Annotated in this window: 20 protein-coding genes and 2 tRNA genes; 12 read left to right on the forward strand and 10 right to left on the reverse strand. The window is 68.5% G+C overall.

Features of this window, described 5'->3' with window-relative positions:
- Window positions 1-96: 96 nt before the first annotated feature.
- The 7 genes from ABIN76_RS14545 to ABIN76_RS14575 form a co-directional block, all read right to left on the reverse strand.
- Window positions 97-942: an aldo/keto reductase gene (locus ABIN76_RS14545; RefSeq protein ID WP_346960395.1), complete on the reverse strand. Its 846-nt coding sequence runs from the start codon at window positions 940-942 to the stop codon at window positions 97-99.
- Window positions 943-1,037: 95 nt separating this feature from the next.
- Window positions 1,038-1,493: a hypothetical protein gene (locus ABIN76_RS14550; RefSeq protein ID WP_346960396.1), complete on the reverse strand. Its 456-nt coding sequence runs from the start codon at window positions 1,491-1,493 to the stop codon at window positions 1,038-1,040.
- A 7-nt stretch (window positions 1,494-1,500) separates the two neighbouring features.
- A complete protein-coding gene (locus ABIN76_RS14555) occupies window positions 1,501-2,157 on the reverse strand; it encodes a bacterial proteasome activator family protein (RefSeq protein ID WP_346960397.1) in 657 nt (218 codons plus the stop codon).
- Window positions 2,158-2,310: 153 nt separating this feature from the next.
- Window positions 2,311-2,502, reverse strand: a complete 192-nt coding sequence (locus ABIN76_RS14560) for a YbdD/YjiX family protein (RefSeq protein ID WP_346960398.1) — start codon at window positions 2,500-2,502, stop codon at window positions 2,311-2,313.
- A gap of 11 nt (window positions 2,503-2,513) precedes the next feature.
- A complete protein-coding gene (locus ABIN76_RS14565; RefSeq protein ID WP_346960443.1) occupies window positions 2,514-4,805 on the reverse strand; it encodes a carbon starvation CstA family protein in 2,292 nt (763 codons plus the stop codon).
- Window positions 4,806-5,011: 206 nt separating this feature from the next.
- Window positions 5,012-5,545, reverse strand: a complete 534-nt coding sequence (locus ABIN76_RS14570; protein WP_346960399.1) for a PadR family transcriptional regulator — start codon at window positions 5,543-5,545, stop codon at window positions 5,012-5,014.
- A gap of 141 nt (window positions 5,546-5,686) precedes the next feature.
- Window positions 5,687-6,670, reverse strand: coding sequence for an NAD(P)H-quinone oxidoreductase (locus tag ABIN76_RS14575; protein WP_346960400.1), 984 nt, complete (start codon window positions 6,668-6,670; stop codon window positions 5,687-5,689).
- Between the two features lie 160 nt (window positions 6,671-6,830).
- On the opposite strand from ABIN76_RS14575, the gene ABIN76_RS14580 reads away from it, so the two are divergent.
- Window positions 6,831-6,918: transfer RNA gene (locus ABIN76_RS14580), tRNA-Ser, on the forward strand.
- A 308-nt stretch (window positions 6,919-7,226) separates the two neighbouring features.
- Here ABIN76_RS14580 and ABIN76_RS14585 read toward each other — a convergent pair.
- Window positions 7,227-7,484, reverse strand: coding sequence for a hypothetical protein (locus ABIN76_RS14585; protein ID WP_346960401.1), 258 nt, complete (start codon window positions 7,482-7,484; stop codon window positions 7,227-7,229).
- 230 nt (window positions 7,485-7,714) lie between these two features.
- Between ABIN76_RS14585 and ABIN76_RS14590 the strand changes: the two genes are divergently transcribed.
- From ABIN76_RS14590 to ABIN76_RS14620, 7 genes are all read left to right on the forward strand, one after another.
- Entirely contained in the window at window positions 7,715-8,413 is a 699-nt protein-coding gene (locus ABIN76_RS14590; protein ID WP_346960402.1) for a TetR/AcrR family transcriptional regulator C-terminal domain-containing protein, read from the forward strand.
- 22 nt (window positions 8,414-8,435) lie between these two features.
- Window positions 8,436-8,666 carry a zinc-ribbon domain-containing protein gene (locus tag ABIN76_RS14595; RefSeq protein WP_346960403.1) on the forward strand — a complete coding sequence of 77 codons (231 nt, stop codon included), beginning with the start codon at window positions 8,436-8,438 and terminating at the stop codon, window positions 8,664-8,666.
- 118 nt (window positions 8,667-8,784) lie between these two features.
- Window positions 8,785-9,237: a universal stress protein gene (locus ABIN76_RS14600; protein ID WP_346960404.1), complete on the forward strand. Its 453-nt coding sequence runs from the start codon at window positions 8,785-8,787 to the stop codon at window positions 9,235-9,237.
- A 51-nt stretch (window positions 9,238-9,288) separates the two neighbouring features.
- Window positions 9,289-9,726, forward strand: coding sequence for a helix-turn-helix transcriptional regulator (locus ABIN76_RS14605; protein WP_346960405.1), 438 nt, complete (start codon window positions 9,289-9,291; stop codon window positions 9,724-9,726).
- A 10-nt stretch (window positions 9,727-9,736) separates the two neighbouring features.
- Window positions 9,737-10,138: a VOC family protein gene (locus tag ABIN76_RS14610; RefSeq protein WP_346960406.1), complete on the forward strand. Its 402-nt coding sequence runs from the start codon at window positions 9,737-9,739 to the stop codon at window positions 10,136-10,138.
- A 145-nt stretch (window positions 10,139-10,283) separates the two neighbouring features.
- On the forward strand, window positions 10,284-11,087 hold the full coding sequence (locus ABIN76_RS14615; protein WP_346960407.1) for a VOC family protein: 804 nt from the start codon (window positions 10,284-10,286) through the stop codon (window positions 11,085-11,087).
- Between the two features lie 360 nt (window positions 11,088-11,447).
- A complete protein-coding gene (locus ABIN76_RS14620; protein ID WP_346960408.1) occupies window positions 11,448-15,974 on the forward strand; it encodes an ExeM/NucH family extracellular endonuclease in 4,527 nt (1,508 codons plus the stop codon).
- A 150-nt stretch (window positions 15,975-16,124) separates the two neighbouring features.
- Here the strand turns inward: ABIN76_RS14620 and ABIN76_RS14625 are convergent, their stop codons facing one another.
- A complete protein-coding gene (locus ABIN76_RS14625; RefSeq protein ID WP_346960409.1) occupies window positions 16,125-18,119 on the reverse strand; it encodes an FAD/NAD(P)-binding protein in 1,995 nt (664 codons plus the stop codon).
- A 74-nt stretch (window positions 18,120-18,193) separates the two neighbouring features.
- On the opposite strand from ABIN76_RS14625, the gene ABIN76_RS14630 reads away from it, so the two are divergent.
- From ABIN76_RS14630 to ABIN76_RS14640, 3 genes are all read left to right on the forward strand, one after another.
- Window positions 18,194-20,446, forward strand: coding sequence for a prolyl oligopeptidase family serine peptidase (locus ABIN76_RS14630; RefSeq protein WP_346960410.1), 2,253 nt, complete (start codon window positions 18,194-18,196; stop codon window positions 20,444-20,446).
- An 83-nt stretch (window positions 20,447-20,529) separates the two neighbouring features.
- Window positions 20,530-20,617: transfer RNA gene (locus ABIN76_RS14635), tRNA-Ser, on the forward strand.
- A 142-nt stretch (window positions 20,618-20,759) separates the two neighbouring features.
- On the forward strand, window positions 20,760-22,379 hold the full coding sequence (locus tag ABIN76_RS14640) for an NAD(P)/FAD-dependent oxidoreductase (RefSeq protein WP_346960411.1): 1,620 nt from the start codon (window positions 20,760-20,762) through the stop codon (window positions 22,377-22,379).
- A 79-nt stretch (window positions 22,380-22,458) separates the two neighbouring features.
- Here ABIN76_RS14640 and ABIN76_RS14645 read toward each other — a convergent pair whose 3' ends face one another.
- Window positions 22,459-24,648 carry a RecQ family ATP-dependent DNA helicase gene (locus ABIN76_RS14645; RefSeq protein WP_346960412.1) on the reverse strand — a complete coding sequence of 730 codons (2,190 nt, stop codon included), beginning with the start codon at window positions 24,646-24,648 and terminating at the stop codon, window positions 22,459-22,461.
- 125 nt (window positions 24,649-24,773) lie between these two features.
- Here ABIN76_RS14645 and ABIN76_RS14650 point away from each other — a divergent pair, with 125 nt between their 5' ends.
- Window positions 24,774-26,192 carry a phosphomannomutase/phosphoglucomutase gene (locus ABIN76_RS14650; RefSeq protein WP_346960413.1) on the forward strand — a complete coding sequence of 473 codons (1,419 nt, stop codon included), beginning with the start codon at window positions 24,774-24,776 and terminating at the stop codon, window positions 26,190-26,192.
- Window positions 26,193-26,194 lie beyond the last annotated feature (2 nt).

Below are 26,194 nucleotides of genomic sequence, written 5' to 3' on the forward strand. Positions count from 1 at the left end.
GGCCCTCGCGGCTTAGGATCTTACTTGGCCAGTCCAACTTTCGGGGACCAGTTCACCAAGGCCCTGGACCGCTCTTTTAGTTACCGACTGGACCGATTAGGCGAAGTCGGAGACCGCCGGGTCTGCACCGATGCGGCCGGCGCCCTCGGCGGAGCGGTCCAGGCCGTTGATCGCCTCGACATCGGTCTGGTCGAGGGTTACGTCCAGTGCCGCGTAGTTCTCGCGGATGCGTGATTCGGTCACCGACTTGGGGATCACAACGTTGCCGATCGCGAGGTGCCAGGCGATGACCACCTGCGCCGGGGTGGCATTGTGCTTGGCCGCGATCTGGGCGATGACCGGGCTTTCCAGCAGCTCGCCGCCCTGGCCCAACGGCGACCAGGCCTCGGTGAGGATGCCATGGGAAGCGTTGAATTCACGCAGCTCCGCCTGGTTGAAGAAGGGGTGCAGCTCGATCTGGTGAATCGCCGGGACCACGCCGGTTTCGTCGATCAGGCGCTGCAGCCCTTCCTTGGTGAAGTTGGAGACGCCGATGGTCTTGACGCGCCCCTGCTTCTGCAGTTCGATGAGCGCCTTCCAGGTGTCCACGTACTTGTCCTGCTTCGGCTGCATCCAGTGGATGAGGTAGAGGTCCAGGGTCTCGAGGCCGAGGCGTTCCATGGATTCCTCGAACGCCTTCAGCGTGGAGTCATAGCCCTGGTCCGCGTTCCACAGCTTCGTGGTGATGAAGATTTCCTCCGGCTTGAGCCCGGAACGGGCGATGGCGCGGCCCACGCCGGCTTCGTTCCCGTAGATCTTGGCGGTGTCGATGTGCCGGTAGCCGGCCTCGAACGCCTGGACGACGACCTTTTCGGCCACGTCGTCCTCAACCTGCCATACCCCGTAGCCGAGCTGCGGGATGGTGTTACCGTCGTTGAATGTCAGTTCAGGAGAAGAAGTCATCTTTTTATCCTGCCAAGTCACACCGGCTGATGCCAGTGTTTTGCCCCCGCTAAGCTAGGCGCTTAACCCGGAATATCCGGCCCCGGTGCCCGCCGTCAGGGTTCTGTGGGCGCCTCGGCGAGGCGGCGTTCGGCGTCGTCAATGTGTTCCACGACCGTCTCCGCGCGGCGCCGCACCGATGCGGCGCCCACCGGCACCGGCCCGACGGCGAGGCGGAGCATGGCCGCCGCTTCCGCCGTCATGGCCAGTGAGTTCCCCGCCGTCGACAGCGAGCGGTGCACGCCGGCCAACGCCCCGGGGATGTCGAGGCCGTCGCTGGGCGAGCGGCGCTGCGCTTCCATGCAAATCTGCCGGACCCGGACGGCAAGTTCGGAGAGCTCGTTGGCGATCTCGACCAGTTCTGCGTAGAGCGCCTCATCCTCGACGCCTTCGAGCACCTGGTGGTACCGGTCCAGTCCCCGGACGAACCGGTCGTGGGCGCGCCGCCACAGGCCCTTCCCGAGTTCCGCGTCGTCCTTGCGTCCCTGCCGCGCGGCGCTGAAGAATCCCAATTGTGGCCTAGAGGTACTGGCCGGGACCGTGGTCCGGATCGGCCGGGCGGGCGGGTTGCGTCGGATCCGCGCCGGGCTGTGGCTCGGCGGCCCGCTGGGGTTCACCGTTTTCCCCGATGATGACGCCGGGCGCGATCATGGTGCCCGGCGGCAGCTGGCGGAGCTGGAGCTGCGCGGCCGCGTGCTCCCGGGCGGCGTGCTGGGCAGCGATCGCCGTCTGGATCCCGTGGAAGAGGCCTTCGAGCCAGCCGACCAGCTGGGCCTGGGCGATGCGCAGTTCAGCGTCGGAGGGGGTGCCGTCCTCGGTAAACGGCAGGTGGATCCGTTCAAGCTCCCGGACCAGCTCGGGGGCCAGCCCGTCTTCGAGTTCCTTGATGGAGCGTTCGTGGATTTCGGCCAGCCGGATCCGGGCCGCATCGTCCAGCGGGGCGGACTTCACTTCGTCCAGCAGTTGCTTGAGCATGGTGCCGATGCGCATGACCTTCGCCGGTTCGTCCACCAAGTCCTGCAGGTGGCTTGCGCGGCCGCGCGGGCCCGGCCCGGCTGAATCGGAAAGGCGCGGGGCCGGTGCGCCGGCCGCGGAGGCATCCTGCGCTGCCGCGGGCGTGGTGACGCCCTCCATCGGGTTGTCGTCGCCGGACTGAGTGTCGATCGGATCGCTCATGGCTTCATACTCTCACGCGCGGAGGCAGAGGGCCGAGGCACATGACGATCGGTTCCGGGTCCGGCGTCGTACCCGGAACCGGCGCCGAAAACGGGCGAAGGCGCCGCCGGGAACGGGTGTTCCCAGCGGCGCCTTCGGCAGGCAGAGGCCCACTTAGCAGCAGCGGCCCTGCGGGTTGCTGTCCTGGCGGTCCGTGTGGTCCCGCCAGAAGTCGCGCTCACACATCGGCGGACCGTCGTGGCCAGAGGCCTGGTGGTGCTCCAGGTACTTCTTGTAGGCATCGGCTCCGAGGACACCGCTGAAGTACTCGGCGAAGCCGCGGAATCCCGCTACGAGGGCATTCATGGCCGCAACCGTCAGTGCCGTGCGGAGTGTTCGAGCCGCTGGTCTGCCGGCAGCTTCTTCCACTCCGCGTCCAGTTCGCGCTCCGCCGCGGTCGGGAACAGCCCGGCCGGCGCGAAAACGCGGGACGGCTGCGCCGGATCCTCGTACTCAACGTTGGCAATACCGGCCGAGGCGTTGCGGAAGGCCTTGGCGGTGGCGATCAGGGCCGTGACGATGACGATGATGCTCAGCACCACAAAGATGATCGAGAGCCAGCCCTGGATCATCGTGTTGCGGACCACGGCTTCCATGGCAGCCTGCGTCTTGGCCGTGCCGAAGGAGGTCTTCCCGTCGGCAAGTGCCTTGGCGAACGCTGCGTTGTTGGCGAAGTACCCGACGGCCGGGACCGGCGAGAAGATCTTGTAGAAGCTCGCGGTGATGGTGACGACGGCCGCGAAGGCCAGCGGGAGCGCCACGATCCAGAGGTACTTGAAGGTGCCGCGCTTGGCCACAATGGCCAGGACCACCGACAGGGCGATGGCTGCGAGCAGCTGGTTGGCGATGCCGAACAGCGGGAACAGCGTGTTGATGCCGCCCAGCGGGTCGGTGACGCCCATCAGCAGCACGGCGCCCCATGCGGCGACCATCACCGCGGTGGCGAGCCAGGCCCCCGGCCGCCAGGAGTGGTCCTTGAACTTCGGGACGAAGTTGCCGATCGAGTCCTGCAGCATAAAGCGCGCGACGCGGGTGCCGGCGTCGACCGCCGTCAGGATGAAGAGCGCTTCGAACATGATCGCGAAGTGGTACCAGAACGCCATCATGGCGGTGCCGCCGATGAACTGCTGCATGATGTGGGCCAGGCCGACGGCGAGGGTGGGGGCGCCGCCGGAGCGGGAGATGATGCTCTGCTCGCCGACGTCCTTGGCGGTCTGGGCGAGGACGTCGGGGGTCATGTTGACCCCGGCCAGACCCAGGCTGTTGACCCACTGCGCAGCCGATTCGACCGTGCCGCCGGTCAGGGCGAGCGGCGCGTTCATGGCGAAGTAGATGCCGCGGTCGATCGAGATCGCTGCGACGAGCGCCATGATGGCGACGAAGGATTCCATCAGCATGCCGCCGTAGCCGATGAGGCGGGTCTGGCGTTCCTTCTCGATGAGCTTCGGCGTCGTGCCGGAGGAGATCAGGGCGTGGAAGCCGGAGAGTGCGCCGCAGGCGATGGTCACGAAGAGGAACGGGAAGACGGCTCCGGCGAAGACCGGTCCGTTGTCGCGGGAGGCGAATTCGCTGAATGCGGGCACGGTAATCTCGGGCCGAACCACGATGATGGCCAGGGCCAGCATCACGATCACACCGATCTTCATGAAGGTGGAGAGGTAGTCGCGCGGTGCGAGCAGCAGCCACACGGGCAGGATGGCGGCGATGAAGCCGTAGATGATCAGGCCCCAGGCGATGGTGACCTTATCCAGGTGGAAGAATGCGGCACCCCACTCGGTGCCGGCCACGGCGCCGCCGCCGATGATGGCGGCCATCAGCAGCACGAAGCCGATGAGGGAGACTTCCATGACCTGGCCGGGGCGGAGGTAGCGCAGGTAGACGCCCATGAACAGGGCGATCGGGATGGTCATGCCCACGGAGAAGACACCCCAGGGGCTTTCGCCGAGGGCGTTGACGACGACGAGCGCCAGGATGGCGACGATGATCACCATGATGAGCAGCGTGGCGATGAGGGCGGCGGTGCCGCCGATTACGCCGAGTTCCTCACGGGCCATCTGGCCGAGCGAGCGGCCGCCGCGGCGCATTGAGAAGAAGAGGACCAGGTAGTCCTGGACGGCGCCGGCAAGGACGACGCCGATGATGATCCAGATGGTGCCGGGCAGGTAGCCCATCTGGGCCGCGATGACCGGGCCGACGAGGGGCCCGGCGCCGGCGATGGCGGCGAAGTGGTGGCCGAAAAGCACGTTGCGGTCGGTGCGGACGTAGTCCTTGCCGTCTGCCTTGTATTCGGCGGGGGTGGCGCGGCGGTCGTTCGGCTTGGTGATGTACCGCTCGATGACCTTGGAATAGAAGCGGTAACCGATCAGGTAGGTGCAAACAGAGGCGAACACAAACCAGATTGCGTTGACCGTCTCGCCGCGGACGATCGCGAGCATGAACCAGGCGACGCCGCCCAGCAGTGCGATGGCCACCCAGAGGGCGATTTTCGCGGGTGTCCACTTGCGCTCTTCAGCTTCGCGGACGGACTCGTCGACGGCCGTGGGCGGAAGGCCCGGTACCGGTGTGATGCCGTCGTCGATTTGTGCGGTGTTTGGTCCGCCGTCTGGCATTGTGCCCATGTCTCCTCCTTGAGAAACCCCGGGTGACAGATCAGCAGTCGGATCTGCCCCATGGCACCTTATCAACGCGGCTTCCCGATGGATACGGCCGCGGGCCCGCCGCGCCGCGCCGCTCGCCGAGCGGTGCGGAGTCCGCGGTGAACGGCATCACACCGAGCCGTTGTCAGGCCGGGCCGGTTGTCAGGCCGGGCCGGTTGTCAGGCCGGGCCGGCCAGCTGCATCAGGCGCGCCTCGCAGAGGTCCAGCCACCGGACTTCAGCCTCGGTCTGGAAAATGAGCGAGTCCAGGACCAACAGCCTGGCCGTGTCCTCCGGGCGCGGGTGCACAACTGCCTCGCGCCGGGCTTTGGTGTACTCCTGCAGCGCCCGGATTGAGACGGCGCGCTGCGCCTGGATGAGGGCGCCGACGTCGACGGCGGGCAGCGTGAGAGCGAGAGCGAGCTTGATGGCGAGTTCGTTGCGCGGCGGGTTGGTGCGGCCGACGGGGGCGCGGAACCAGTCCCGGACCTCGTCCAGCCCCGCCGGGGTGATGCTGTAGATGACATGGCCTTCGCCGTCGGCGCCGTCCTTTTGGATCAGGCCGTCGCGTTCAAGGCGGTCGAGGGTGGTGTAAACCTGCCCGATGTTCAGCGGCCAGGACGCGCCGGTGCGGTCCTCGAACTCGGTCCTGAGCTGGTACCCGTAGCGGGGCCGCTCCTGCAGCAGCGCGAGGAGGCTGTGACGGATAGACATGGTGCCCCCGAGGCTAGCAGGACGACGTTATACACGCGCCCCAAGACGCGTGTATACCGCGTATGGAATTACATTATCGTTATTTGCCGCAGGCAGCGACCCGGCATATGCCACTTCGCGCATGCTTTGCGTCACGTCGGTCTAGGTGACGAGCAGGACCTTGCCGACGTGCTCGCCGGAATCGAAGTAGCGGTGCGCCGCCTGGACCTGGTCAAGCGGGAACGTCTTGGCCACCAGAGGCCGGATCCGCCCGTCGGCCACCAGTGGCCAGACGGCGTCGCGGACCGCGTTCATGATGACCGTCTTTTCCTCCACCGGCCGGGGCCGGAGCGAGGTGGCGATGATGGCAGCGCGCTTCCGGAGCAGCATATTGAGGTCAAGTTCAGCCTTGGTGCCGCCCTGCAAGCCGATGACGACGAGCCGTCCGTAGTCGGCCAGGGCGTCCACGTTCTGCCCGAGATACTTGGCGCCGACAACGTCGAGGATGACATCGGCCCCCTTGCCGCCGTTCTGGGCGCGCAGGCTCTCCGGGAAGCTCTCCTCCGCGTAGTTGATCGCGATGTCCGCGCCCAGGAACGCTTTCGCGGTGCCGACCTTCTCCGCGGTGCCCGCTGTCGTGGCCACGTGCGCGCCGAGGGCCTTGGCCAGCTGGATTGCCATGGTGCCGATACCGCCGGTGGCCCCATGGATCAGCACGGTCTCCCCCGCCTGCAACTGGGCCGTCATCACCAGGTTGGAGTAGACGGTCGCCGCGACCTCCGGCAACGAGGCGGCAGTCACGAGGTCCACGCCGTCGGGAATCCTCAGCACCTGACCGGCGGGCACCGCCACTTTTTCGGCGTAACCGCCACCGGCCAGCAGGGCGACAACCTTGTCCCCCACGGAGAACGGCTTGGTGACACCGGGGCCGAACCCGGCGATCCGTCCGGAAACTTCCAGGCCGGGAATGTCGGAGGCGCCCGGCGGCGGCGGGTAGAACCCCTTGCGCTGCTGGACGTCCGCCCGGTTGAGGCCGGCGGCGACGACGTCGATCAGCACCTCGCCCGGGCCCGGAACGGGCGCGGGGACCTCACGAAGCTCCAGGACCTCCGGACCACCGGGCGCGGAGATGTAGACAGCCTTCATGAAGTACTCCCGATTCCTAACTAATTGCGTGCAGGCGGGGCGCCCGCAGCACAGGGTGCGGGCAACGCCTGCTTCCAGAGTATGTGGCCAACCCGGCGCCGCAAGCGAGCGCCGCCGCTTTTTTGTGGCTACTGACCGGCTATGAAACACTACTCGTTAGGGAAGGTTGTCCGAGCGGCCGATGGAGCTGGTCTTGAAAACCAGTGTGCGGTAACCCCGTACCAAGAGTTCGAATCTCTTACCTTCCGCGGGTGCGCAACGATTGCGCGGATTTGAGGCCGGTGGCGGCGATCGAAAGATTGCCGCCACCGGCCTCACCTGTTCCGTCGGCGGCTAATGGCCGCGGCAAAGGTCGCGGTGGTCGCCAGGACCCGGGAGAGACCGCAGCGAGTGCAGGTCACAGCCAGAGCCAGTGTTTCGTCGCGGGCATCAAGGACCGCGGCGGAACCTGCGAGGAGGTGCCGGTCACTGTGGCAGTCGGCGCACCAGGGCCGGCGGCCGCGGGGCTGGTGGGCGCTAACCGGCCGGTAGGTGCCCGAACTTGCAGCCATCCGCCTCACACCAGTCCGGGGAAGCTGGAGAGAATGTAGTCCGCCGCGGCGGGGCCCTTCATGCGCAGCGGAGTGCGCCCGGGACGGATCCTTTTCTCCTTCATGGCTGCCCAGAAGGCATCCTCGGGCCGGGGCACGCTCCGGGACAGGAAACACCAGCTGGTATACACGCCGTAAAGGCAGTCCCGTCCTAGAACGGACCCGGATGCGGCGTCAGTGGTGGTGGCTTCTTGAAGGAACTGGTCGTATTGCGAATCTGCCATGATGGCTCGTTTCCGCCGGGTGCGTGTTAATGCCGCCGAGGGCTACAGCAGCAGCTACTTGAACGCCACGCACGGGCCGCCAAGCGGTTTGGGATCCCGCAGGGCGGGATCCGGAACTTCTCTACACTGTAGACAATAGGCGTAGACTTCATTGTAGGCAAGCTTGCTGACTCACCTCCGGGGACGGCCCCCTAAATCGGGCCGGCCCCGCACAACAGGATCGGAAACCCATGTCCCCCGCAGAGAAGCTGGCGCCCTCCCCGGCCCCCGGCCCGAAGACGCGACTCAGCCGGGAACTGGTGCTGTGCACGGCATTGACGCTGGTTGATTCCGAAGGCCTGGAGGCGCTCACCATGCGCCGGCTCGGCCAGGAACTCGGCCGGGACCCGATGAGCCTGTACCGCTACGCCGAAAACCGCGCCGCCCTGCTGGACGGCGTCTCCGAGCTCGTCCTGAACGAGTTGGCCATCTTCCCCGATGACCCGGACTGGCAGGCGCAACTGCGGCGCATCGCCCACGATCTCCGTGACCTCGCGCTCCGGCACCCCAATGTCGTTCCCCTGCTGGTGACCCGCCCCCTGTCGACACCACTGGGCCTCCGACCGCTGGGCACCCTGCGTCCGCTGGAACAGATTCTTTCCCTGTTGATCGACGCCGGCTTCGCCCCGTCCGACGCGCTGCACGTTTACCGCGCCTACTACGGCTACTTGTACGGCCACATCCTCAACGAGCTGCAGGAATTCATTGTGGATCCGGAGGAGAACGAAGCACTCTTGCGCCTGGGCCTACACCGGCTGCCGCCAAAGGACTTCCCCCGACTCCGGGCCCTCGCGCCGGTCCTCGCCGATTACGACGGTAAAGCCGAACTGGACGAGGGCATCACCATCCTGCTCACGGGCCTCGCCGCCCGTCTCTCGCCGAGGGCCTGACCACCCGCGAAAGGTGCCACCCATGTTTCTACTTTTTGGCCTCAAGACCGTGCTGAACGAGTTGCCCGGCCGACCGGCCACCTGCCAGCGCTGCCGCCAGTTCGTGCAGCACCGCCTGCAGCAACGCGCGACGAAGTTCACGCTGTTCTTCATCCCCGTCTTCACCACGTCCAGGAGCTACCGGATCACCTGTTCGAACTGCGGCCAGACATCTGCGATCAAACCGCACCAGGCAAAATCCTTGGCCTGGTGACTTGGCCTGGTAACTCCGGCTGGTGGCTTTAAAGGGGCCCCCTCCCGGTTCACCGCCGGCAGTGCCAAGATGGGGTATCCCTGCAGTTCCCGGGACCCATCGATGAAGCGGAGGTCTAATGGCCGGCAACGGGGTATTCAGGATCGTAGTCGGGGTCGATGGCTCGCCGCAGTCCCAAGCCGCCCTGGACTGGGCGGTTGACGAAGCCAAATTACGCGGCGGCCAGGTGCTGGCCCTGGCGGCCTGGAGCTTCCCCTACGTCAGCGACGCCCTTGGCCAGGCCTGGGATTACGGGATCTTCGAGTCGGACGCCCGGATAGTCCTCGAGGCGGAGCTGGCACGCGTCGGCGACCAGGGCGTGGAGATCACCGGACGCCTGGTGCAAGGCAACGCCGCCGCGGCGCTCGTGGACGCCTCACGGGAAGCCGAGCTGATTGCCGTGGGCTCACGCGGCCACGGTGGATTCGCGGGCATGCTGCTTGGCTCCGTGTCGACCCACACCGTCCACCATGCCCACTGCCCGGTGCTGGTCTTCCGCGAGCGCGCCGCGGAGCCGGGCCAGCCTTCGTAGGCTGAGCGGACCCCCTGACTATCCCTTCGTCGTCGGCGCTAAACTGGCGGCATGACCCCGCAGGAGCTGGCAAACCTGGCCCACCTGCGCCGGGCGCGGGACCTGATCGACCGCAACTACGCCCGGCCGCTGGACGTGCCCACCATGGCCGCTGGCGCCCTCATGTCCCCGGCGCACTTTTCCCGGCTGTTCAAGGCGGCCTACGGCGAAACACCCTACAACTACCTCATGACCCGGCGGATCGAGCGTGCCATGGCGCTGCTGCGGGCCGGTGCCAGCGTGACCAACGCCTGCATGGACGTCGGCTGTACGTCCCTGGGCTCGTTCAGTTCCCGGTTCACCGAGATCGTCGGCATGCCGCCCAGCGCATACCGGGCAAGGGAGCACCACGCGGTCAAGGCGATGCCGCCGTGCGTGGCACGGCAGCACACGCGGCCTCCGCGAAGGCCGAGCAGGATTGAAGAAGCATCATTTCCGCCGCTCCCCTAGCGTGGGAGCCATGAACATTTCATTGCAGTACGCACAAATCACCGTCAACGACGTCGACGAGTCGCTCGCCTTCTACCGCGATGCGCTTGGCCTGGAGGTGCGCAACGACGTCGGCTCGGACGGCCACCGCTGGGTCACCCTGGGCAGCACTGCCCAGCCCGATCTGGAGATCGTGCTTTCTCCCCCGCACGCCGGCCGTTCCCAGGACGACGGCGACGCACTCCAGCAGTTGCTCACCAAGGGGGTGCTGCCCGTGATCGTGTTCCGCACGGATGACCTCGATGCCACGTTCGAAGCTGTCCGCGCAGCCGGGGCGGAGGTGCTCCAGGAACCCATCGTGCAGCCGTGGGGGCCGCGGGACTGCGCCTTCCGCGACCCCTCCGGCAACATGGTCCGCTTCAACCAGGCCTGAGCGCAGGCGCAGCCGGGGCGTCCCGGGGGCGCACCATTGAAACTGTCTGCCTCCGGGAATAGTCTCTCCTTGCCCGGCCCATCCACCAGCAAGCTGCGGCCACCGGGGAAGCACGCACGGGGGCCGCGCAAGGCAGGAGAACGCTATGCCCACCCCTGACATCACCCCCGGCGCACCGTGCTGGATCGACCTCATGACCTCGGACACGGAGCAAGCCAAGTCCTTTTACGGCGATCTCTTCGGCTGGACCTTCGAAACCGGCGACGAAGTGAAATACGGCGGCTACATCACCGCTGCGAAGAACGGTAAGTCCGTGGCCGGGTTGATGCAGAAGATGGCGGAGCAGGCCGGCTCCCCTGATGTGTGGAGCACGTACCTGCGCGCCGACGACGCCGCCGCAACCGCCGAGGCCGTGAAGGCGCACGGCGGGCAGGTTTACCTGGAACCGATGGACGTGCCCGAACAAGGCAAAATGGCCATGTTCGCCGATGCGACCGGCGCCTCGATCGGAGTGTGGGAGCCGCGCGAAATGCAGGGGTTCGAACTAGCGGCCGAGCCCGGTGCCCCGGCCTGGCACGAACTGCACACCAAGGAGTACGCCGCGGCCGTGAAGTTCTACCAGGATGTGTTCGGCTGGGACACGGATGTTATGAGCGACACCCCGGACTTCCGCTACACCACGCTCGGCGCGGGCGACGCCGCCAAAGCCGGCATCATGGACGCCTCCGGCTACCTGCCGGCCGGGGTTCCCTCCCACTGGCAGGTCTACTTCGCCGTCCAGGACGCAGACGCCACCGCTGCCAAGGCCGAGGCGCTGGGCGCAACGGTCGTCAACGCCCCCGAGGACACCCCGTTCGGCCGGATCGCCACCCTCAGCGATCCCTCCGGCGCCCTGTTCAAGATCGTGGCGGACACCGCCCGGGAAGGCTCCGGCACGGGAAACGCCTGAGTCCGGGCGCCAAGTAAATCCTTTGGAAAAATTGCTGTAAGAAATACCGGCCAACCGCTTCCCCTGCGGCTACTGGCCGGTATTCTTTTGAGTGCCCGGGCCGGGGGAAGGCCGGGCTGACAAAAATGCTCTACCAACACCGTCGCTGGGGCACCTTGTTGGGGTTCCGTGCCGGCTGTGAGGCGTTCCGCTGGGGGCCGTCTCGCCGAATGCACATGCAATCCATCTTGTGTTCATTCACCCCTGTTTTGCTGTGCCGGATTCTGCTTGACCAGGAGCAGACCGGCCGGTCCGCGGGCCATTGACCCGGACACACTCCACCCAGCCCTTACCCGGGCACCCTCATGAGAGTTAGAGCGGATGAAAATAACACCTTGGAAAACAGCGCTGGGCACAGCCCTGTCCGCGGGGCTCATCGCAGCGCCGCTGACGGCTCTGCCCGCCGCCGCACTGGAGGTCTCACCGGCGGCCGCCGGAACTTCGCCAGTCGTCATCAACGAGGCCTACCTCAGCGGCGGCAGCGCCGGCGCGGCCTACAAGAACAAGTTCGTCGAGCTGTACAACACCTCGGATGCCCCGGTCACGCTGGACGGCTGGTCCGTCCAGTACCGCTCCGCCACGAGCAGCGTCGCGCCGAGCACCACGGTGCCCCTGTCCGGCACCGTCCCCGCCAAGGGGTATTACCTGCTCAAGGGCGGCAGCAACGGCACTGCCGGACTGGACCTGCCCGCCGCCGACGCCACCGCCACCGGGTTCAACCCGGCCATCGCGGGCGGAACGATCGTCCTGGCCAAGCAGTCCACGGCCTTGAACCCGCTGGCGACCGGCTCCGTCGTCGAACCCGCGAACGTCGCCGACCTGCTGGGCTACGGGACCTCCACCACGTTCGAAACCCAGGCGGCAACGGCGCCGTCGGGCACCGGGGACGTCAAGAGCCTGAACCGCAGCAACGGCGTTGACAGCAACAACAACGCCGCGGACTTCGCCCTCAACGCCGCGATCACCCCCAAGGCCGTCAACGGCGAAGCCGCCCCGGTTGAGCCGGCACCGGTCACTCCCCCGGTCTCCAAGAGCATCGCGGAGATCCAGGGCACCGGCACGGCCAGCCCGCTGGCCGGCACTTCCGTCAGCACCCGCGGCAAGGTCACCGCGGCCTTCCCGACCGGCGGATTTGCGGGCTTCTACCTGCAGACCCCCGGAACCGGCGGCGACCTGACCCCGGCCAACCACACCGCCTCGGACGCCATCTTCGTCTATGCACCGGCCGCGGTGGCTTCGGTGCAGATCGGCGACTACGTCGAGGTCACGGGCAGTGTTGCCGAGTACTACGGCATGACCCAGCTCAACGCCACGGCGGTCGCCAAGCTGACCGAGGCCGCCCCCGAGGTCAAGGCCACCGGCTTCGCCCTCCCGGCCGACGAGGCGTTCCGCGAATCCCTGGAAGCCATGCTGCTGACGCCGCAGGGTCCGGTCACCGTCGCGGACAACTACTCGCTCAACCAGTACGGCGAAATCGGCTTGGCCGGCGGCACCACCCCGCTGGAGCAGCCCACCGCCGTCGCCCCCTATGGCTCCGCCGAGTACACCGCCACCGTCGCGGCCAACGCCGCCCGCGGCATTAAGCTCGACGACGGCGCCAGCACCAACTTCCTCAAGGACGCCGCCAACAAGGCGCTGACCCTGCCGTACCTGACCCCCGCGGATCACGTCCGGGTGGGCGCGCCGGTGACGTTCAAGACCAACGTGGTGCTCAGCTACGCCAACGACTCCTGGAAGTTCCAGCCGCTGACCCAGCTGACCGCCGACAACGCGGACACGGTCCAGCCGGCCGGCTTCGGCGCCACCCGCGCGGAGGCCCCGACGGCGGTGGGCGGCAACCTGAAGCTTGCCTCCTTCAACGTGCTGAACTACTTCCCCACCACCGGCGACCAGGTCGCCGGCTGCACGTTCTACACGGACCGCGCGGGCAACCCCATCACCGTCAGGGGTGGTTGCGACGTCCGCGGCGCCGCCAACGCCGAGAACTTCAAGCGCCAGCAGGACAAGATCGTGGCCGCCATCTCCAAGTCCGGCGCCGACGTCGTCACCCTGATGGAGGTCGAGAACTCTGCCCAGTTCGGCAAGAACCGGGACGACGCCCTGGCCAAGCTGGTGGACGCCCTGAACATCGCCACGCCCGGCATCTGGGACTACGTCCGCACCCCCGCCAACGCGCCCCCGCTGTCCGACGAGGACATGATCCGCACCGCCTTCATCTACAAAAAGGCCGCGGCCGAACCGGTGGGCGAATCCATCATCCACAACGACACGGTGGCCTTCGCCAGCGCCCGCAAGCCGCTGGCCCAGGTGTTCAAGCCCGTGGGCGCCGCCGATGACAAGAAGTTCATCGCGATCGCCAACCACTTCAAGTCCAAGGGCTCCGCAGCGACGCCGGATGACACCGACAAGGGCCAGGGCAATTCGAACCTCGCCCGCACCGCCCAGGCGCAGTCCCTGCTGGCCTTCGCCGACGAGCTGCAGAAATCCAAGGGCACCGACAAGGTCTTCCTGATCGGCGACTTCAACTCCTACGCCAAGGAGGACCCGATCAACGTCCTCACGGCGGCGGGGTACGTCAACCAGGACGACAAGGCCAAGAACGCCGACGGCACGGCCAAGCACTCCTACCTCTACGGCGGCCTGGTGGGCTCGCTGGACCACATCCTCGCCTCACCGGCGGCGAACGCCGTCGTGACCGGCGCGGACATCTGGAACATCAACTCGGTGGAATCCGTGGCGCTGGAATACAGCCGCTACAACAACAACGTCACTGACTACTATGCTCCGGACCAGTTCCGCGCCAGCGACCACGATCCGGTCGTCGTTGGGCTCAACCTGCCCGCGACCCCGGCCAGCGTTGACCTGAACTTCCTGGGCATCAACGACTTCCATGGCCGCATCGATTCCAACACTGTGCTGTTCGCGGGAACCATCGAGAAGCTCCGGGCGGCCGCGGCCCCCGGCGCCACCGCGTTCCTCTCCGCCGGAGACAACATCGGCGCTTCGCTGTTCGCCTCGGCCGTTGCCAAGGACCAGCCGACCATTGATGTGCTGAACGCCCTGGAGCTGCGCACCTCGGCCGTGGGCAACCACGAGTTCGACGGCGGCTGGGCCGACCTGCGCGACCGGGTGGTCGCCGGCGGCAGCAACGCGAAGTTCCCGTACCTGGGTGCCAACGTCTACAAAAAGGGCACCACCGAGCCGGCCTTGCCGGAGTACACCGTGCTGGACATGAACGGGATCAAGGTCGCCGTGATCGGCACCGTGACACAGGAAGTACCCTCACTGGTCACCCCCGCCGGCATCGCGGACCTCGAATTCGGCGATCCCGTCGAGGCCATCAACCGCGTCGCCGCGAAGCTCAAGGCTGACAAGCTCGCCGACGTGATCATCGTGGAGAACCACGACGGCGCCGGTTCCGGCACGCCTGAAGGCGCCACCCTGGAGCAGGAAATCGCCGCCGGCGGCCCGTTCGCCAAGATGGTCCAGGAAGTCACGCCGGATGTTGCCGCGATCTTCAACGGCCACACCCACAAGCAGTACGCGTGGGACGCACCCGTGCTGGATGCAGCCGGCCAGCCGACGGGCAAGACCCGTCCGATCGTTCAGACCGGCAACTACGGCGAGTTCATCGGGCAGATCCAGCTCACCATCGACACGAACACCATGTCCGTCACCGGCTACAAGGCGGCCAACGTCAAGCGCACCACGGACCCGGCCGCCGACCTGGTCGCTGCCTACCCGCGGGTGGCCGCGGTCAAGGCCATTGTGGACAAAGCGGTCGCCGACGCAGCCGTGATCGGCAACCAGCCGGTCGGCAAGGTCACCGCGGACATCACGACGGCGTTCGGCGGAACCCCCGCCGTGCGTGACGACCGCGCCAGTGAATCCACCCTGGGCAACCTCGTGGCGGACTCCCTGGTCGACGCGCTCAAGGCACCGGAGCTCGGCGCCGCCGAGATCGGCGTCGTCAACCCCGGCGGCCTGCGCAACGAGCTGTACTACGCCCCGGACGGCACCATCACCTACGCCGAGGCCAACGCGGTGCTGCCGTTCGTGAACAACCTCTGGACCACCACGCTCACGGGTGCGCAGTTCAAGACGTTGCTGGAGCAGCAGTGGCAGACCAACCCGGACGGCACGGTCCCCAGCCGCGCCTACCAGCAGCTGGGCCTGTCCAAGAACGTCAACTACACCTACGACGCCGCCCGCGCCGCGGGCGACCGGATCACCGCGATCCGGGTCAACGGTGCGCTGATCGACCCGGCGAAGTCCTACCGGATCGGCACGTTCAGCTTCCTGGCCACCGGTGGCGACAACTTCCGCATCTTCAAATCCGGGACCGGCACCAAGGACTCCGGGCTGGTGGACCGTGACGCGTGGATCAAGTACCTGCAGACGCACAACCCCGTCTCGCCGGACTTCGCCCGCCGCTCCGTATCCGTGGTGAACACCACCGCGGCCGAGGTCAAGAGCGGGGACCCCATCACCCTGGCGGTCTCCAAGCTGGACCTCACCTCGCTGGGCAGCCCGGCCAACACCTCGCTGCGTATCGAGTTCACCGACGCCGCGGGCACCGTGACCGGGCTCGGCATCGTGCCGGTGACCGCCGGTGCGGCCACCGTGGATGTGAAGGTGCCTGCCGGCGCCGCCGCGGGCACGGGCACCCTGGTGCTCACCGCCGTCGAATCCGGCACCGTGGTGAAGGCGGACGTGCTGGTCGCGGCCAGCGTCCCCGTCCCGCCGCAGTGCACCGCGCCGGTGAAGCCGAAGCGGCCCGCGGACCTCGTGGGCCAGGCCAACTACGGCACGGCGATGGCCGCCTACCGGAAGTGCCTGAAGGGCTAGTTCTGTAGCCCTGCCTCAGTGAGCATGCCCCTCCCCTGGCCGGAGCGGCGGACATAGTGTGCAAGTGTCCACCGCCCGGCCCGGGGAGGGAGCATGCTCATTTTTTGTGCGCGGTTTTAACGGGGTCCGGCTGCGTGGCAGCCCGGTGCGCTACCGGCCCAGGATGTCCCGGGCGATCTCGTCCGCGTCGCGCAATGTCCGCTGGCCGCTGCGGTAGACCGGTCCCCGCTGCTGCCGCGCCTCGGCCGCGATGGCAGTGCCCCATTGCGACGCGGAGAGCTGCAGCCCCAGCACGTAAATCCCGTCCGTGACGGACCCGTTCGCGCCGACGGGCCGGTACGGGCGCGGAACAACGTCCAGCCCGGAACTCTGCACGGGCGTCCCTTCCGCGCTCATCATCAGGCGCGGGCGGACCAGGCCGTCCGCGAGCAACTGCTCCAGCAGCGGGGACGCGTTGATGGCCACCCGGTTGGCCGGGGCCAGCGCCTCGACCAGCACCGTGGCCTGCACCTTGCCTCCGCCGTCCCCGTCCCGGCCGGCCACCCAGGGCGAGGCGGCCGTAAACACTTTCGTCTTCCGGTCGACGTCGAATTTGGGGTCGGGGCCCACAAAGCTGACGACGCCGGCCCGGGCCAGGGCCGCGAGCTGCTCGGCGCGCAGGGCCGGCGGGCCGCTGGCGAGCCCTTCCACGAACGATTCGAACCAGCCGCGCAGGCCGGCGACCCATGACGCGTCGGTGATGCCGCCGTCGGCCACCGCCGTTTTCAGCACCGCCCGGCCGTGGTGCAGGGCGCCGATCGCCATCTTGACCGGGTCGTCCTCGCCGAGCGCGGAGCGCCGGGCGTCGTCGAGCAGATAATCGACGACGGCAGCATCCAGGTCCGCCCGGGAGGCGAAGTTGCGGCCGGCGAGCGGCGCGGCGAGGCCCAGCAGGTCCAGCCGGTAGGTCTGGCGGACGTGCGCATCGATCACGGCGCCGGCGGCTTCCTCCCACTTGACCGTGGAGTGGGCGTGCGGCTGCAGCGCTTCCTCCAGCGCGTCCAGGAATCCCGCCGGATCCGCGCCGACCGCCTCGGGCTGCGAGCGCGCCAGGGTGGAGTAGTACGCCCACACGACGTCGCGGTGCAGCAACGGCCAGAGGTCGTGGTCAAACGCGGGCAGGATCCCGGTGGCGGCAAACTTCGAGACCGCGTCCTCGGTGCAGTACCTGAGCGACACGGCCGCCGGGTAGTAGCCGGCCAGCGCCGCCTTAGCCCGGTACGGGGTTCCGCGGCGCGAGGCGGCGATGATGAACGGTTCCCTGCCGGACGGCAGGTAGGCCAGTCCCGCCCCGTCCGGCGCGGGCAGGAATTTGCCGCCGCGGCCTTCGGTCAACTGGCCCATCACGTCGAAGAAGTTCAGGCCCATGCCGCGCACCAGGACCGGCTGCACCGCCGGGATCCCGGACCAGTCGACGTCGGCGGGGGCGGCCGGCGGCAGGTACTTCAATCCCAGCTCGTCCGCCGCCGCCTGCAGTTCGCGCTGCTCGGGGTTGAGCCGCGACTCCAGGTGGCCGAGGGCCAGCACCACGGACCCGGCGCCCAGCACGGTCCCGTCGTCGAGCGTGACGTCGAACCCGGCGCTCCCCGGGCCGGCGCTCCCCTGGCCGGCGCTCCCGGGGCCGGCGGCCGGCCGGACCGACGTCGCGGTGGCCTGATGGAAATCCACGGTGACGCCGGCGGGCAGCTTCGCCAGCAGTTCCTCGAGCGTGGACCTCAGGTAGCGCCCGTACAGCGCGCGGCTGGGGAAGTCCGCGGACCTGAGTCCGGCCAATTCGGTGCGTTCCTCGGCGGACAGCGCCGGGTGCGGGTCCCGGCGCTGCCGGTCCCGCCACTGGTCGAAGGTGCCCCCGGCCAGCGGCGCCGCCAGCTCCGGATCCTCCGGCACGACGGTGGGATAGAAGGACTGCGTGTTCATCAGGTAGAGCCGGGACTGTCCGGGCTGCCAGACGTGGCCCGGACCGGCCGGGTAGGGGTCGACCACGTCAATGTGCAGGGTCGCATCCGGCGTCGCGGGGGCCCAGTTGGCGAGCAGCCGCTCCAGCACACTGGTGCCCCGGGGTCCGGCGCCGATCAGTGCCGTCCGGATGCTCTGCGATTTACCCACGGGATCCAGCGTATCCGCATCCGGGCTGCCGCCTTGACTTGCCTGCCCGGCACCGGTGTTGCTTGGATGGGCGCATGACCACCTCTTCAGCTGAGTACCCCACCGCGCCCGGCGAGCCCTCCGGCGCGCTGCCCGGGACCGCCCCCGAGCCCGTCGACGAGAACATCTGGCTGGAGGAAATCTACGGCGAGGAGCAGCTGGCCTGGGTCCGGGAACAAAATGCCCGCACCGAGGAGCTGCTGGAGGACGCCGAATACGGCGAGCTCGAAAACCGGATCCTGGAGGTCCTGGACTCCACCGACCGGATCGCCATGGTGGGCAAACACGGCCAGTGGTACTACAACTTCTGGAAGGACCGCGACAACCCCAAGGGCCTGTGGCGGCGCACGGACTGGGCGAGCTACCGGGACGGTACGCCCGCGTGGGAAATCCTGCTCGACGTCGACGCCCTGGCCGCTGCCGAGGGCGAGGAGTGGGTCTTCCACGGCGCCAGCTTCCTCCGCCCCGCCGCCGGGCAGCCGCACCGGCTGGCGTTGCTGGCGCTCTCCCCCGACGGCGGCGACGCGAACCGCTACCGCGAGTTCGACGTCGAGACCCGCTGCTTCGTTGACCCTGCGGAGGGCGGCTTTGACCTGCCGACGGCGAAGGGCAACGTCTCCTGGCTGGACGCCGACACCCTGCTGGTCGCGACCACCGCCGAGGGGCTGCCAAAAACCAGCTCCTCCTATGCCCGGACCGGCGTGGTCCTGCGGCGCGGAGAGTCCCTGGCCGCGGCCGAGCTGCTGTTTGAAATCCCGGAAGACCACATGATGGCGCTCCTGGCGCACGACTCCACCCCCGGCTTCGAGCGGACCTTCGCCGTGGACTGGATCAGCTTCTTCGAAAAGCGCACCTCGGTGCTGCGCCACGGCGTCTGGGTCGAGCTGGAGGTGCCCGCGGACGTGAACCTGAGCTCGCACCGGGAATGGCTGCTCTTCCGGCCCCAGGGCGAGTGGACCGTCAACGGTACGAGCTACCCGGCCGGGTCGCTGCTGGCGGCGGACTTCGAGGACTTCCTGGCCGGCAGCCGGGAGCTTTCCGTGCTGTTCACCCCGGATGCGCACACCTCCCTGCAGTCCTGGAGCTGGACCCGGGACTTCCTGTTGCTGAACCTGCTCCGCGACGTGTCCTCCGAGATCCGGGTGCTGGATCCGCAGCGGCCCGGCATGGACGTCGCCTGGGCCTCCAGTGTGCTGGACGCCTGCCCGCCCCTGCATGACGTCAACGCCTACGGCGTCGACGACGAGGATGGCAGCGGGGACGACGGCGGCGCCGGCACTACCGGCGCCGACGACGCCGGGAACGACTTCTGGCTGGTGGCGACGGGGTTTGCGACGCCGAGCACCCTGACCCGCGGCACCCTGACGCGCGCCGGCGTGGACGGCGTCGTCAGCACGCACGAGGTGGTCCGGACCGCGCCGTCCTTCTTCGACGAGGACGCCTACGAGGTCCAGCAGCACTTTGCCGTGTCCAAGGACGGCACCCGGGTGCCCTACTTCCAGATCGCCGCGCGGGACCTGGTGCTGGACGGGCAAAACCCCACCCAGCTCTCCGGCTACGGCGGATTCGAGATTTCCCGCACCCCCGCCTACAGCGGCGCCGTCGGCCGGGCCTGGCTGGAGCGGCGCACCGAAGAATCCGCGGGCGCCGACGGGGAGGCCCCGCACAGCCGCGGCGGGGTCTACGTCGTGGCGAACATCCGCGGCGGCGGCGAGTACGGGCCGTCGTGGCACCGCGCCGCGCTGCAGGACAAGCGGCACCGGGCGTACGAGGACTTCGCCGCCGTCGCGCAGGACCTGATCTCGCGCGGCGTGACGTCCCGGCAGCGGCTCGGCTGCGTGGGCGGCTCCAACGGCGGCCTGTTGGTGGGGAACATGCTCACCCAGTACCCGGAACTGTTCGGCGCCGTCTCCTGCGGGGTCCCGCTGCTGGACATGCGCCGGTACAGCAAGCTGTCCGCCGGGTACTCCTGGATTGCCGAGTACGGCGACCCCGACGTGCCCGAGCAGTGGGAGTTCATCCGGACCTTCTCGCCCTACCACCTGCTCCGCGACGGAGTGGAGTACCCCGAAACCTTCATCTGGACCGCCACCTCGGATGACCGGGTGGGTCCCGTGCAGGCCCGCAAGATGGCCGCCCGGATGCAGGCCATGGGCATCCCCAATGTCTGGTTCCACGAAGCGCTTGAGGGCGGCCACGCGGGAGCCTCAGACAACCGCCAGGCCGCGGCGCTGCAGAGCCGCAGCCAGCATTTCCTCTGGCGCGCCCTGGCGGGCCGGGCCGCTTGAGTCCCCGCGCCGGCGCCGTGCGCCGACCGTTTTGCACTGCATGGCCCCTTCTGCGTATCCTTGGTTGGCTAGTAATAGCAATTGGAGACGTGCCAGAGCGGCCGAATGGGCTTCACTGCTAATGAAGTGTGGGGCACAACTCCACCGGGGGTTCAAATCCCCCCGTCTCCGCGTTTGGCCCCGGTCCTGGACCGGGGCCTTTTGCGTTCCCGGCTCCCAACGCTCCCTCACCTCCGGCGCCAACCAACCCAACGCTCCCTCACCTCCGGCGGGCTTCGGACGGGCCGGCGTGTCCGGGTGGCAGGATGGGCCCATGTCGATCAACCACGCGTTTGACGCGATCATCGTAGGCGGCGGCCACAACGGCCTGGCCGCGGCAGCGTACCTGTCCAAGGCCGGCCGGAGGGTCCTGCTGTTGGAAAAGCTCGACCACCCGGGCGGCGCCGCGGTGTCCGCACAGGCGTTCGACGGCGTGGACGCCCGGCTCTCGCGCTATTCCTACCTCGTCAGCCTGCTGCCGCAACAGGTCATCGACGACCTCGGCCTGCAGATCACGCTAGCGCGGCGACGGTACTCCTCCTACACCCCGGACCCGGCCAACCCGGGCCGGGCGCTGCTGGTCGACAATGAGGACGCCGCTGCCACGGCCGCTTCGTTCACCGCGATCGGGGCGTCCGACGACGAGTTCCGCGCCTTCAACGAGTTCTATGAGAGCTGCGGGAAACTCACCCGGGCCCTCTGGCCCACCATGACGTCGCCGCTGCCCACCCGGTCCGCGGCCCGGGAGCTCGCCGTCCGGGCCGGGGCCGGCGACGCGTGGGAAGCCATGGTCGAACGGCCGGTGGGGCATGCCATCGCCCGGGCGCTCCGGCATGACCTGGTCCGCGGCGTGGTGCTGACCGACGCGCTCATCGGCACCTTTGCCCGCGCCGACGACGACGACCTCCAGCAGAACATCTGCTTCCTGTACCACCTGATCGGCGGCGGCACCGGTGACTGGGACGTGCCCGTGGGCGGGATGGGCGCGGTGTCCGGGGAGCTGGAACGTGCCGCCCGGGATGCAGGCGCGACAATCCTGGCGTCGGCGGAGGTCACGTCAGTCCGTCCTGGCGGCATCGTCAGTTACCGGCACGACGGCGCCCTGCACACCGTTTCCGCGCCTTGGGTGCTGTCCAACGTGGCCCCGGTGGTACTGGACCGTTTGCGCACCGCGGAGCCGGCCGGCGCCCTGCACGCCACGCAGAACCCGAACCACCTCCGCGAGGGCGCCCAGGTCAAGGTGAATCTGCTGCTCAAGCGGCTGCCCCGGCTGCTGGACGACGCCGTCAGCCCGGAAGCAGCCTTCGGTGGTACCTTCCACATCAACGAGACGTGGCCGCAGCTGGATGCGGCCTACCTCAGCGCCGCGGCCGGGAATGTTCCGGACCCCTTGCCGTGCGAAATCTACTGCCATTCGTTGACCGACCCCAGCATCCTTTCCCCGGAGCTGCAGGCGGCCGGCGCGCAAACCCTCACGGTGTTCGGCCTGCACGTCCCGGACCGGCTGGTTACCGCGCAGAACAACGAGGACCGCCGGGCCGAACTGCAGGATGCCGTGCTGCGGTCGCTGAACAGCGTCCTTGCCGAACCGGTCGAGGAGCTGCTCCTGGCCGGTCCGGACGGCCGGCCGTGCATCGAAACCAAGACCACACTGGACATCGAACGTGCCGTCGGCATGCCGCGCGGCAACATCTTCCACGGCGGCCTCGACTGGCCTTTCGCGGACGACGATGCGTCCCTGGACACTCCGGCGCAGCGCTGGGGTGTGGCCACGGACGATCCGCAGCTCCTGCTCTGCGGCTCCGGGGCCCGCCGCGGCGGCGCGGTCAGCGCCATCGGTGGCCACAACGCCGCCATGGCCGTGCTTGAGTCCGAGCAGCCGCCCCGCGGCTAGGCGCGCCCCGGCCTCGCTGGTCCCCGCTTGGCCGGGCGGGGAGCCCAGCCGGGCTGGGCCGGACTCGGCCGGGCGTGGATCAGCCGGCCTGGCCCAGCACGAGCGGCAGCACCGCGCCGGCGCCCGCAAGCCGGAGGGCACGTCCGGCCACGGTCACGGTCCAGCGGCTGTCCACCAGGTCATCCACCAGCATGACACTCTGGCCGTGGATCCCTGCCAAGGCAGTTGCGAGCTCCGGTCCCACCACGAGGCGGTCCCAGACGCCGGCGAGCCGGTAAGCGCTGTTTCCGCCGCGGCCGCCCGTGGGGCCGCCGTGCGCCAGCTGCAACTGGCCCAGATACGGGATCCGGCCGATCTCGGAGATCCCGCGGGCCAACGACTCCACCAGCTCGGGCTTGCCGCGGGACGGAATGCTGACGATCGCTGCCGGGCGGCCGGCACCGCTCCAGCCCGGATTGCGGGTGTCGCCGGTGCCCCACTCGCGCAGGACCTGCACGCAGGCCTGCAGCATGCCCGGATCCACCGAGCGGTCGGGGGCGCCGGCGGCGAAGGTTTCCCGCAGCGCCCCGCCCCAGCCCAGGTCCGTCAGCCGGGCCAGCACGCGGCCGTTGGCCAAGCTCTCCTCCGGTTTGATCTTGCCTTTGACGTTGACTCCCAGCCGGTCCATGCCGCTGGGCCACTGCAGCCGCGGTTCCAGCACCATCCCGGCCCGGTTCAGGGTCGCCCCCGCCGCTTCGGTCGCGTCGGCGGCAATGTCGGCAGGGAACCACCGGCCGGCGCAGTTGTCACAGCGTCCGCACGCCGTCGCCGTCTCGTCGTCGAGGACCGAGGTGATGTATTCCATCCGGCAGCCTGCCGTGTCCTGGTAGATCACCATGGAATCCTGCTCGTCAACACGGGCCTCGGCGATCCGGCTGTACCGCTCGGCGTCGTAGGTCCACGGCTGGCCGGTGGAGCGCCACCCGCCGCCCACACGCTCAACCGCACCGTCCACGGCCAGCACCTTCAGCAGCAGTTCCAGCGGCGTCCGGCGCAGGTCGACGCGGGCCTCGAGCGCCACGGTCGACACGGCCGTGCCGGCCTCAGCCAGGGCGGTCAGGACGGCCGAGGCTTTTTCCTCCGACGGCATCGACGCGGTGGCGAAATACTGCCAGATGTCACGGTCCTCGGAACCGGGCAGCAGCAGCACGTCGGCATTCGCGGCGCCGCGGCCGGCGCGGCCGACCTGCTGGTAGTAGGCCACCGGGGACGACGGCGCGCCGAGGTGCACCACGAAGCCGAGGTCAGGTTTGTCGAAGCCCATCCCGAGCGCGGAGGTTGCCACCAAAGCTTTCACCTGGTTGTCCTTGAGTAGCTGCTCGGCGCGCTCCCGGTCCGCGGGGTCGGTCCGGCCGGTGTAGGCGAGCACTTCATGGCCGGCCTCCGCCAGCAGGCGGGCGGTGTCCTCCGCAGCGGACACCGTAAGGGTGTAAATGATGCCGCTGCCGGGCAGGTCCTTCAGGTGCGTGAGCAGCCAGCCCAGCCGTTCCCTGGAATCGGGCAGCCGCAGCACGCCCAGGCGCAGGGATTCACGGCCCAGGGCGCCGCGAATGGTCAGCACGCCCTCGCCGAGCTGTTCCTCGATGTCGTGGACCACCCTGGAGTTGGCGGTGGCGGTGGTGGCCAGGACCGGGACACTGTCCGGCAGCTGGGTGATCAGGTCCGCGATCCGGCGGTAGTCGGGGCGGAAGTCATGGCCCCAGTCCGAGATGCAGTGCGCCTCATCAATCACCAGCAGCCCGGTCCGGCGGACCAGCTCAGGCAGCTGGTTCTCGCGGAACGACGGGTTAGTGAGCCGCTCCGGGGAGACCAGGAGCACGTCCACTTCGTCGGCCGCCAGCTGTTCGCGGACGGTGTCCCAGTCCAACTGGTTGGCAGAGTTGATCGCCACCGCGCGGACTCCGGCCCGCGCCGCGGCAGCGACCTGGTCGCGCATCAGCGCGAGGAGCGGGGACACGATCAGGGTGGGACCGGCACCGCGGCGGCGCAGCAGCAGGGACGCGACGAAGTAGACGGCCGATTTACCCCAACCGGTGCGCTGCACCACCAAAGCCCGGCGGCCGCCGTCGACCAGGGCCTCGATGGCCTCGAACTGTCCGTCATGGAACTCCGCGCCGGGGTGCCCCACGAGTTCACGCAGCACGGCCTGGGCCTGGTCACGGGTCCCGGTACCCCCGGCGGGGACGGGCTGGGGAGCGGACAGGACTGCAGCGTTCTGGTTATTGGCCATTGATTCAGTATCCCAGCCCCCTCCGACAGCCGCGAAGCCGGGCGGAGCCGTATGTGGATAAGCTGCGTCCACATACGCCGCCAGCCCCGGACAGCCTGCAGAGGCTTCCACGTAAGATAGGAGCCGTGACTAGCGACCAGACGAAAACTTTTGACCTCTCGGCTTCCTTCAAGGCCTACGACGTGCGCGGGATTGTGGGCGACTCCATCACCGCGGAGATTGTCGAGGCCGTGGGAGCCGCTTTCGTGGACGTCCTGGATCTGGCGGGGCAGACCGTGCTGGTCGGCGGCGACATGCGCCCCTCTTCCCCCGAGTTCAGCCGGGCCTTCGCCAACGGCGCGGCAACCCGCGGCGCCAATGTCCAGCTCCTAGACCTGATCTCCACCGACGAGCTGTACTACGCCTGCGGCGCCCTGAACGCGGCCGGCGCCACTTTCACCGCCAGCCACAACCCGGCCGAATACAACGGCATCAAGATGGCCAAGGCGGGCGCCGTGCCGATCTCCTCCGAAACCGGGCTCAAGGAGATCCAGGCCCTCGCCGAGGAATACCTCAACACCGGCACCATCCCCGCCAACGGCCCCCGCGGCGTGATCAGTGTCCGCGACGTGCTCAAGGACTACGCCGAGTACCTGCGCAGCCTGGTTGACCTGAGCGGATCCCGGCCGCTCAAGGTCGTCGTGGACGCCGGCAACGGGATGGCCGGGATGACCACGCCGGCGGTGCTGGGCGACACGCTGCTGCCCAAGCTTCCGCTTGAGATCATCCCGCTCTACTTCGAGCTGGACGGGTCCTTCCCGAACCACCCGGCCAACCCGCTGGAGCCGGAAAACCTCCGCGACCTGCAGGCCGCCGTCGTCGAGCATGGCGCCGATCTCGGCCTGGCATTCGACGGCGACGCCGACCGCTGCTTCGTGATCGACGAAAAGGGCGAGCCCGTCTCGCCGTCGGCCGTCACCGGCATGGTGGCGCGCCGGGAAATCGCCCGCGCCAAGGCCAACGGCGAGGAAACACCCACGATCATCCACAACCTCCTGACGTCCAGGGCGGTGCCCGAACTGGTGGTCAAAGACGGCGGCCGCGCCTTCCGCACCCGCGTGGGACACTCCTTCATCAAGGCCGTCATGGCCGCCGAAGGGGCGATCTTCGGCGGCGAGCACTCCGCCCACTTCTACTTCCGCGATTTCTGGAATGCGGACACCGGCATGCTGGCCGCCATGCACGTCCTGGCTGCCCTCGGCGAGCAGGACGGCCCGCTGTCCGACCTCGGCCGCGAATACGAGCCCTACCAGTCCTCCGGCGAGATCAACTCGGAAATCGAGGACAAGGCAGCCGCCGTAGAGCGGGTCCGGCTGGACTTCCACAACGAAGACGTTGAGGTGGACTACCTCGACGGCAGCACCTTCATCGCGGCGGACGGAAGCTACTGGTTCAACCTGCGTCCATCCAACACCGAGCCCTTCCTCCGCCTGAACGTCGAGGCCACGGACCTGGCCACCATGGAACGGGTCCGCGACCGGGTCCTGGCCCTGGTCCGGGGCTGAAC

It is taken from the genome of uncultured Arthrobacter sp., assembly GCF_964021775.1.
Taxonomy (GTDB): domain Bacteria; phylum Actinomycetota; class Actinomycetes; order Actinomycetales; family Micrococcaceae; genus Arthrobacter.